This is a genomic window from Ramlibacter sp. (assembly GCF_035655895.1).
Classification (GTDB): Bacteria; Pseudomonadota; Gammaproteobacteria; order Burkholderiales; family Burkholderiaceae_C; genus Ramlibacter.
On the sequence record NZ_DASRTN010000016.1, the window covers coordinates 102,897 to 112,502 of the forward strand.

The following is a 9,606-nucleotide window of genomic DNA, read 5'->3' on the forward strand; positions in this document are numbered from 1 at the left end:
CAGGTGAGCGCCCAGGCGACTGCCAGGATGCGGTGCCGGCTCACCGGCGCAGCCCGTTGACCATGCCGAGCATGTCGTCCGAAGCCTGGACCACCTTGACGCTGGCCTCGTAGGCTCGTTGCGCGACCATCAGGCTCACCATCTCCTCGACCATCTTCACGTTCGAGCCCTCGACGAAACCCTGCGCGATGCTCCCCATTCCGTCCTCGCCCGGTTTCCCGCCGATGGCCTCGCCGGATGCCTCCGTCGCGCGGTACACATTGCCGCCCTGGGCCAGCAGCCCTTGCGGGTTCGTGAAGCGCACCACCTCGAGCTGACCGGCCTCGACCGGCGTGGACTGCCCGTTCATCTGCACCTGAACCCGGCCCGTCGGCGAGATGACGACCGCGCTCGCGCCATCCGGGATGGAAATCCCCGGCTTCAGGGGCATCCCGGCCTGGGTGGCCAACTGGCCATCCGCATTGACCTTGAGCGTGCCGCCGCGGGTGTAGGCCCGTGTCCCGTCCGCCATCGCAAGCTCCAGGAATCCATCGCCCTGGATGGCCACGTCCATCGGCGAGTCGGTCTTCTTCAGCTCGCCCGGGTCAAACAGCCGGATGGCCGATGCCAGGGCCACGCCAGCACCTGTACCCTGCACCGCGCCAAGCGGCGCAGCCAGCCCGGCAGGCCGTGCCGCCTTCAACACCAGGTCGGTGAAGCTGACACGCGTCTTCTTGTAGGCCGGCGTGTTGGCATTGGTCAGATTGTTGGCGATAGCGTCGACCTGCGTCTGCTGCGCCTGCATGCCGGTGGCACCGATGTAGAGGGCGTCGAACATTGGGGGAGCCTCCTGTTGCTTGCATTGCTTGCGGTCAGGCGCTGTCGCCGAGCCTGCGGATGGCAGTGCCGAGCATCTCGTCGTAGCCGACCACGGCTTTCTGCATGGATTCGAAATGGCGCATGGTCTGGATCAGCTGCACCATCTCCTGCATCGAACTCACGTTCGAGTTCTCCAGGTGGCCCTGGCGCACCTCGGTCTGCCCGTCGACGCTGGCGACGGCCTCGTCGCTCGCCTGGACGAGGCCGTCGCCCCGCCGTTCCAGGGTGGCGGCGGAGTCGAACTGGACAATCTTGAGCTGGCCCAGCGGTGACGAGCCGGCGCTGGCTGGCGCGCCACCTGGCAGCTGGCCTTCGAAGATGCGTCCCTGGGCGTCGATCACGGGGTTGCCATGCGGCAGCTGGATCTCGCCGCCGAGGCCCATCACCAGCCGCCCCTGCTGCGTCACCAGCCGCCCTTGCGCGTCCAGGCGGAAGTCGCCCTGCCGCGTGTAGGCCGCCCCGTTGTCGGTCATCACCTCGAACCAGCCTGGGCCGGCGAGGGCAATGTCCAGGCTCTGCCCCGTCATGCGCAGCGTGCCCGGGCGCAGGTCGATGCGCGTCGTCAATGGCAGCGCCGGCTCGGGCTGCCCCCGTGCGGCGGCGGCTTCGAGCGAGCGGGCGAACGGAAGGCCCGCGACGATCTCGCGCTTGTAGCCGGTGGTCTGCGCATTGGCCAGGTTCAGCGCGACCCGATCGACCTTGGCCATGTCGAGTTGCATGTTCTGGAGGGTGACGGCGAGGATGTCGTTCATGGATTCAGGCGGTGACGGTGCCGAAGGACTTGAGTTCGATGGCGTGCGGGATCTCCGCCATGGACAGGACGCGCAAGTGGGGCAGGCCGCGCTCGGACAGCGAACGGACGTGGCGCCGCAGTTCCGGCGCGCACAGCAGCACCGGCAGCAGGTTGTTCTTCATCATCTTCTCGGCCTGCTGCATCAGGTGGATGAGGAACTTCTCCACCAGCTTGGGCTCCAGCACGAACTGGCCTGTACCGCCTTCACGCTGGGCCGTCTGCAGGTTCTGCATGAAGCGGCTCTCCATCGCCGGATCGAGCGTGAGCACGTGCAATGAGCTCGCGTCCCCCGCCAGGCTCTGGCAGATTGCGTGGCCGAGCCGCTGGCGCACGGCTTCGGTCAACTGGGCGGCATCCTTGGTCGAGCGGCCAGCATCGGCCAGCGTTTCAAGGATGGCCTCCATGTGGCGGATCGACACCTTCTCGCGCAGCAGGTTCTGCAGCACCTTCTGCACGTCGCCGACGGACAGCACGGTCGGAACCAGTTCCTCGACCAGCGGCGGCTGGGTCTGTCGGACGCGGTTCAGCAGCTTGTCCGTCTCGCCGCGTGTCAGGAGCGTGGCTGACTCGCGCCGCAGCACCTCGGTGAGGTGCGTCATGAACACGGTCGAGGCGTCCACGAGGGTGTAGCGCGCCGCCGTGGCAGCCTCGCGCTGGCCCACGTCGATCCACAGCGCCGGCAGGCCGTAGGTCGGGTCACGCGTCGGCTCGCCGGGAATGGATCGCTGGTCACCCGCCGCATGGATCGCCAGGAGCCGGTCGTCCCGCGCCTCGCCTCGCGCGATGACCGCGCCATCGATGTGGATCTCGTAGCCGTGGGCCGCCAGCCGTGCTCCGGACTTGAAGCGGATCCGTGGGAGCACCAGGCCGTAGTCCTGCGCGTGCTGCTTGCGGAAAGCCGAGATACGTTCGATGAAGAGCCCGCTGGCATCGTTGACCCTGGTGGTCCAGCCGGTGCCCACCAGCACTTCGATGGGCTCGACCGTCAGGAGCTGCTCCAGGTCTTCTGCGACGGTCTCCGACTTCGCCGGCAGCGCCGCATCGTCGGGGCCAGGAGTTCGGGTGGCGTGGGCACGGTAGGACAGCCAGGCGACCAGCGCAACGCCGGCCAGCAGCCCGAGGGTCGGGATGGCCGGAATTCCCGGCAGCAGCAGCAGGCCGGCCAGCGCCCCGGCCACCAGGAGCAGCGTCTTGGGGAAGGAGGTGACCTGGCGCAGCACCTCCTGGCTCAGGTTTCCATCCGAGGCGGAGCGGGTGACGATGATGCCGGTGCCCACCGCGATCACGAGCGCCGGGACCTGGGTCACGATGCCATCGCCGATCGTGAGCAAGGTGTAGGTTCGCAGAGCGTCTGCCCAGGGCATCCGGTGCTGCATGATGCCGATCACCAGCCCGCCCACGATGTTGATCAGCAGGATGATGATGCCTGCGATCGCATCACCCTTGACGAACTTGCTCGCGCCGTCCATGGCGCCGTAGAACCCGGCTTCCTTCTCCAGGTTCTTCCGGCGCCGCTGCGCCTCGGCCTGGTCGATGAACCCCATGTTCAAGTCGGCATCGATGCTCATCTGCTGGCCGGGCATGCTGTCCAGCGTGAAGCGGGCGGCCACCTCGGACACCCGTTGGGCTCCGTTGGTCACCACCACGTACTGCACGACGATCAGGATCAGGAAGACGATCAGGCCCACGACGTAGTTGCCGCCGACGACGTACTCGCCGATCGCGCCGATCACGCGCCCTGCGTCCCCTTGCGCGAGGATCAGGCGGGTGGCTGCAACGTTGAGCGAGAGCCGGAACAGCGTGGCGATTAGCAGCAGGGAGGGGAAGGTGGAGAACTCCACCGGCCGGGCCATGTAGAACGTCAGCAGCAGGACCAGGAAGGCGAAGCTGAAGTTCGCCAGGATCAGGAAGTCCAGCAGCGCCTTTGGGATCGGCACGAAGAGGACCATCAGAACGCCCAGCACGGCCAGGACCATGGCGATGTCGGAATGGCGACCGAAGAATTGGCGCAGGTGGCTCATGCGGCACTGTCCTGCCTGGCGGCCCGCTGCTCGCGCATCGCGAACACCCAGACGATGATGCGCGCCACCTCGGCGTGGAACGCGGGCGGAACGGTCTGCTCGATGTCGAGCTCGCGGAACAGCCTGCGAGCCAGCGCCGGATTGCGCACGATCGCGATCTGGTGCCGGTACGCGATCTCGCGCATGCGCGCGGCCAGCTGCCCGGCGCCCTTGGCGACCACCCTCGGCGCGTGCATCTCGCCATGCACGTACTGCAAGGCCACGGCGTAGTGGGTCGGGTTCGTCAGCACGACGTCCGCACTGCGGGTGTTGCGCAACGCCTGGCTGCGCTTGAGCGTCTCTCGCCGGAGTTCTCGGAGGCGCGCACGGATGCGGGGGTCGCCGTCCCGGTTCTTGTGCTCGTCCTTCAGCTCGCGCCGGCTCATGCGCATCTTCCGGCCGAACTCTCGCCGGGTGTAGAGCAGGTCGACGAAGGCGATGAACGCGAGGACGAGGGCCATCTTCAGCCCGAGGTCCGCGGCGTCGTGGACCAGCGTGCGAAGGAAAGCCTGCGGCGGCAGCGCGGCGACCAGGTAGAACTGCGGCAGCAGGCTCTTGAGTGCGTACCAGGCCGCGAGCAGCAGCACGGCCAGCTTGAGGCATGCCCGCGCGCCATCGAACAGCGTGCGCATCGAGAAGATCCGCCGGAGCCCCGTCATGGGGTTGACCCGTTGCAGATCCAGCTTGAGCGGGCCCGCGGAGAGGACCAGGCCGGTCTGGGCAACCGTGCCGACGACGGCCGACAGCATGAGGGCGACCATGAATGGCATGACGATGAAGGCTGCCTCCTTCAGGAGGTGCAGCACCAGCGGCCCGGCCGTGGTCTCGAATGGCGCGCCGCTCCCTGCATGCACCAGCGCCACGCGCGCAAGCTGGAACGTCGCGTCGACGCTCTCCAGCCCGTGCCATGCCGCATAGGCGAGCGCCACCGCGAACACGGTGGCGTTCACCACGTCCATGCTGCGTGCGGTCTGCCCCTGCTCCCTGGCTTTCTCCAGCTTGAACGGCGTGGCCGCCTCACTGCGGTCGAGATCCTGCTCCGCCATCACCTGCGCCCTCCCGCGGGAGCGAGCTCGAACATGCCGGCCCAGGTCCGGTAGATGTCGGCGTACACGCGAAGCATGACGGCCCCCATGCCGCCGCCCAAGATCGAGAGCGCGAGCATGCCGGCGACGATCTTCACCGGAATGCCAAGCGCCAGCATGTTGGCCTGCGGCAGGTTGCGCGACACGACGCCGAGCGCGAACTCGAGGAGCAGGAGGCTCAGGACGACCGGCGCCGCCAGTGCGAAGCCAAGCGTGAAGAGGCCGGCCGCCTGGCGGACCAGCGGCTCCGCGGTGCTGCCAATGGACCAGGCGCGTCCGACAGGAAAGCGTTCGAGACTGAAGGCCACACCCCGCAGCAGCGCATGATGGCCGTCGACCAGGAAGAAGATCAGCAACGCCAGCGAACCGAACACCGAGGTGAGCACCGGCACCTGACGTCGCGTGACAGGGTCCAGCACCTGGGCCATGCCGAAGCCGATCTGCACGTCGAGCAGGCGCCCGGCCGTCTCGAAGCCGCTGAAGGCCATGAGGATGCCCAGTCCCAGCGTCGCACCGAGCGCGAGTTCGCTCAGGAAGGACGCCGCCAGGTCTCCAGGACCCGTGGGAAGCACGTCGGCGCTCCAGGCGAGCGGCAGGGACAGAGCGGCAGACAGGCCCAGCGCGAACAGGACGCGCACCGATCCGGGCATGGGCACCGCATAGAGCAGCGGTGTCATCAGGAACAGGGCTGCAAGGCGTGCCGACAGCAGCATCACGGCGCAGATCCAGGGCGCCCCGAGGGCCGAGACCATGTCGGTCGTCACCTGCGTGCTCAGAACATGGCCGGAATGGTCGACCAGAGGCGCGATGCGTACTGGCACAGCGTGCGCAGCATCCACGGGCCGAAAACCACGAAGGCAATTCCTGCGGTGACCAGCTTCGGCACGAAGGTCAGCGACATCTCCTGCACCTGCGTGACGACCTGCAGGATGCTGATGACAACGCCCACGAGCATCGTGAGCCCGAGGACGGGCAGGGACACGAGAAGGCCTGTCCAGAACAGGTCCGCGGCCATCTTCAATGCCAGATCGCTGTGCATATTCCCTCCCAGTCGGAGGCACCTCTGCGGTGCCTCGATCGCGTCGACTCAACCGTAGTAAGCGGTGTAACTTGGTTGAAGGAAACGACCAACACCGGACGCCGTCAACGTTGACGAGGCGGGGGTTAGTACTGATGAACCCGTCTCCCGCAGGACGCCGGACAGCCCGGGCTGCTTGCGGCGAACGCCACGGTCCTTGTCTGGGTGCGGCCTTCCGGCCGCCTCGGCAGAGGCCGCACGTTCGCACCCTCCGCCGTCCTACACGGTGGGTGGATGGGAACAAGGACCATGCGCAGCGATGCAAGAACAACTGGTCTGTTCCGCGAGCCGGCAGCCCCGCCTTCGGGCTCGTCCGCCTTGTCGGTTCGCCGCTCCGCTCAGGGGGGCCCTGCCGTGAGCCAGGACACCTCGCTTGGCACGATCGACCGCTTCCAGCTGCAGCGAGCCGTTCAGACGGATGCATGGGGCACCGTCTACGAAGCCTGGGACCCTGACGCCGCCGAACGTTTGGCGGTGCGGATCCTCCCCCCGCGGCGGGAGTCTCACGGCGCGGAGATGAAAGCGGGGATGCGTGCCCGCGGGGTTGCGGCTGTGGAGCTCGTGCATCCGAACATCGCCCGCCTCCACGAGATCGGCTGGCATGGACAGTCGCCGTTCGTCGCAACTGCCTGGGTGCAAGGCCAGACGCTGACGCGCTATCGAAGCCAGCTGGGCAGGCTTCCTGCACACCAGGCGCTGGCGATGGCCGTCCAGCTGCTCTCGGCCCTGCAACAAGCGCATGGTCGTGGCGTCGTGCATTCCCGGATCCATCCCGACCACCTGCTGGTCACCTGCAGCGGCCGCTTGGTGGTCACCGGGTTCGGCTGGATGGGCGAGTTCATGCGGGGCAGCGCCCCGTCACCCGGAGCCTGCGCTTATCTGGCGCCGGAACAGGTCCTCGGGTGCGAGCCGACCGCACTTGCCGATCTCTACTCGGCGTCGGTGGTGGCGTATGAGTTGCTGACGGGCACGTTGCCCTTTCCGGATGCGGACGCCGCTGCAACGAGCGCCAGCTTGCGCCGGAACCCGCGCCCGGTCCGCGCCGCGCGCCCCGCGTTGCCCGCGTCGCTGGACGGTTTGTTCGAGCGGGCCTTGGCACCGGACCCGCACGCGCGGATCGCGTGCGCCGCCGACCTGTCGCTGGCCCTGCAGGCAGCGATCGGCCCACCGCTCTGGACGCGGCCCGCATTGGCGCGTGCCTCGTCGAACGGCTCAGCGACGACCAGGGATTCGCGAGCCATGGCTCCTGCTTCTGCTCCTGCTGCTGCGACTGGTGCTGCTGTCGCTCCTGCGGCCGTTGCGTTCGGTACGGTTCCCTCTCCCGGATCGGGAGTGCACGTGGCTGCACCCGTCGCCAACGCTCCTCACGGCGCGGCATCGATCGCGCAAGCCTGTCATCGGGTAGGGCTGGTCCTGGCGACAGGCTGCGCAGCCGCGACAGTTCTGGCGGTCAGTCTGCTGGGCGGCCCGTCGCAGCGGGCCAGTCCTGCGCCGGCCACCATCCCGCCTCGTCCGGCGGCTGTCGTCGCCCAAGAACCACCGGCCGTCGTGGTGGGCGCACAGCCGTCGTCCGCGACCGCATGGGTGCCAGCGGATCCACCAGGTTCGTCGGAGGCGTCAAAGGTCACTGCGCCCCCTGTCGCCGTCGAGGCGAGACCAGATCGGAACGTGCCGGCACCCGCTATGTCAGCGAGTCGCAACCCCGAGGTCGCACCATCCCGTGACCAGGTGGCGCGCGGGGAGCACGCCCGTCCGACGCAAGCCCTTGCTCGGCGCGCCAGCGTGCGCGTCCCTCAGCCAGAGCAACAGGACCGACGCCATGACCTTCGTCTGCAGAGGACGCAGCACGCTGCGGCGCCTGACCCCAGTTGCCGCCAGGGTCTCGCCTTCGCGCGCGGTGTCTGCACAGCGTTCCGATGCGCCGCGGCCGAGTTCCGCAGCCATCCGATCTGCGTGCGGATGCACGCCGAGGGCCGCGCCCGCGAACGACTCGCACAAGCCCGCGGCGGCTCCTGAATGTTCGGCCCCAGAGGACCTGTCATCTGCGCGTTCCCGCCGCAGGCCGCCCGGCTGCATGCCTCGACGACAAAGTCCCGCCCGCAGCGTATGCATGCGACGGACTCAGCACCGGTTCATCAGCCCGCAGCGCCCTCAACCGTCGGTCGCCCGCCCCCGCGCAGCGGCGGGCGTGCAGCGCGGGCGATTGCCGACGCCCTCACCGCATCGCGCGCGGCGAACCATGTCACCCGCGAATCATGGTCAACCCTGCCACGGAGAGCGCGCAACGTCCCGCACCTGGATCCGCCTCGGGATCAACTTCAACTCGTGGAAGGTGTCCGCAATCTTCTGCTGCTCGGACAGGATGGCGGGCGTGACGGGCCCTGTTCCGTACTCTGCACGGGACGTCGAGAGATCCACCACCGGGCGCGGCAGGCCGAACAACGGCGCCAGTTCGGCGGCCAGCAGCTCGCGATTGACCTTGGCCCAGATGTCCACCTTGTTGATTTCTTCCACAGCGATGCGCAGCACGTCAGAGTTGCGATCGGCGTAGGTCAACGAAGAAAAATAGTAGGCCCGGTTGCCCACCACTCCGGTCGCGTCCGCCAGCAGACGCGCGTCCAGCGTCTTCTCGGCTGCGGCAAAGAAGGGGTCCCAGATCACCCAAGCGTCGACCGAGCCCTTCTCGAATGCGGCACGCGCATCAGCTGGCGGCAGGAACACGGGCTGGACGTCGGCGTAGCGCAAACCGTGCTTCTCCAGCAGCTTCACCAGGAAGTAGTGAACATTGCTGCCCTTGTTCAATGCGATCTTGCGTCCTCGGAGCTCAGGCACGCTCCGGAGACCAGAACCCTTGGGCACGAGGACACCTTCCGTGCGAGGCCGCGGGACCGTCGCCGCGACATAGGCGAGCGGGGCGCCCGCCGCTTGGGCGAAGATCGGCGGCGCCTCACCCACGTCGCCGAAATCGATCGAGCCGACATTCAGCGCCTCCAGTTGCACTGGGCCTGCCGTGAACTCGATCCACTTCAGTGAAACACCCAAGGGCGCCAGACGTTTTTCGAGCGTTCCGCGGGCCTTCAGCAGGCTGAGGGTCCCCTTCTGGTGCCCAACGCGAAGTTCGCGCGATGGCTGCGCAAATGCATTGAAGACGGGTGTGCCCAGTGTTGCCGCCGTTGCCGCAATCAGCAGTTCCCGCCGCTGGTGAATCTGTTTGAAGCCCAATCTGCCCTCCTTCGAAAGCATCGGACTCTAGGTGCAAGGAGCAGATGATGGAAATGGTGATTTCTGGTTTGTACAGAACGAACTTATCTGTGGCGGCCCACGAACGGCATCGTTCCTTGTAGATCGTTGGTAGCGCCGGTCCTGGTGACAGGCAAGCGGACCGCCTCGCAAGCGCAATAGGCGAAGGCGTCGCCTAGCGGCGCGCCCAAGTTCTTGAATGTCTCCGCAGCATGCAGCGCGAACGCTGCGACGAGGCGCGCGATCGTCGCTGTCGTCGACACTGTTCTTTTCGTTCACGGCGCACTTCGGACGTGGCCTGCGGCATTCCGGCGATGAGCCAATTGGAACTGCGGCCAGGCATTTTGATGTCCCAAAGGCAAAACCCCCAGGCACTGGTGGGTGCTGGGGGTTTTGGGGCTGTAAGAGCCTGACGATGTCCTACTTTCACACGGGAATCCGCACTATCATCGGCGCAGAGGCGTTTCACTGTCCTGTTCGGGATGGGAAGGA

At 67.3% G+C, this 9,606-nt stretch carries 8 protein-coding genes and 1 rRNA gene; 1 reads left to right on the top strand and 8 read right to left on the bottom strand.

Going from position 1 to position 9,606, the window contains the following annotated elements; translation table 11 throughout:
* Positions 1-40 precede the first annotated feature (40 nt).
* From flgG to VFE82_RS19990, 6 genes are read right to left on the bottom strand one after another with little or no spacing between them, the layout of a single operon-like run.
* A complete protein-coding gene (gene flgG / locus VFE82_RS19965) occupies positions 41-817 on the bottom strand; it encodes a flagellar basal-body rod protein FlgG (RefSeq protein WP_325002093.1) in 777 nt (258 codons plus the stop codon).
* Between the two features lie 34 nt (positions 818-851).
* Positions 852-1,610, bottom strand: a complete 759-nt coding sequence (locus tag VFE82_RS19970; RefSeq protein ID WP_325002094.1) for a flagellar hook-basal body protein — start codon at positions 1,608-1,610, stop codon at positions 852-854.
* Between the two features lie 4 nt (positions 1,611-1,614).
* The gene (flhA, locus tag VFE82_RS19975) at positions 1,615-3,672 is read right to left on the bottom strand and encodes a flagellar biosynthesis protein FlhA (RefSeq protein ID WP_325002095.1); all 2,058 of its coding nucleotides are present in this window, start codon (positions 3,670-3,672) and stop codon (positions 1,615-1,617) included.
* Positions 3,669-4,757 (bottom strand): EscU/YscU/HrcU family type III secretion system export apparatus switch protein, encoded by a 1,089-nt coding sequence (locus tag VFE82_RS19980; RefSeq protein ID WP_325002096.1) that lies wholly within the window; start codon positions 4,755-4,757, stop codon positions 3,669-3,671. Before VFE82_RS19980 ends, flhA begins: the two co-directional genes overlap by 4 nt.
* Positions 4,757-5,509: a flagellar biosynthetic protein FliR gene (locus tag VFE82_RS19985; protein WP_325002107.1), complete on the bottom strand. Its 753-nt coding sequence runs from the start codon at positions 5,507-5,509 to the stop codon at positions 4,757-4,759. The genes VFE82_RS19980 and VFE82_RS19985 overlap by 1 nt, the downstream gene beginning before the upstream one ends.
* A gap of 59 nt (positions 5,510-5,568) precedes the next feature.
* Positions 5,569-5,835, bottom strand: a complete 267-nt coding sequence (locus tag VFE82_RS19990) for a flagellar biosynthetic protein FliQ (protein WP_325002097.1) — start codon at positions 5,833-5,835, stop codon at positions 5,569-5,571.
* A gap of 393 nt (positions 5,836-6,228) precedes the next feature.
* On the opposite strand from VFE82_RS19990, the gene VFE82_RS19995 reads away from it, so the two are divergent.
* Positions 6,229-7,890: a serine/threonine protein kinase gene (locus VFE82_RS19995; protein WP_325002098.1), complete on the top strand. Its 1,662-nt coding sequence runs from the start codon at positions 6,229-6,231 to the stop codon at positions 7,888-7,890.
* 243 nt (positions 7,891-8,133) lie between these two features.
* On the opposite strand, the gene VFE82_RS20000 is transcribed toward VFE82_RS19995, so the two are convergent.
* The gene (locus VFE82_RS20000) at positions 8,134-9,117 is read right to left on the bottom strand and encodes a sulfonate ABC transporter substrate-binding protein (RefSeq protein WP_414708790.1); all 984 of its coding nucleotides are present in this window, start codon (positions 9,115-9,117) and stop codon (positions 8,134-8,136) included.
* Between the two features lie 404 nt (positions 9,118-9,521).
* Positions 9,522-9,606: ribosomal RNA gene (rrf, locus tag VFE82_RS20060) — 5S ribosomal RNA — on the bottom strand; the annotation flags it as partial.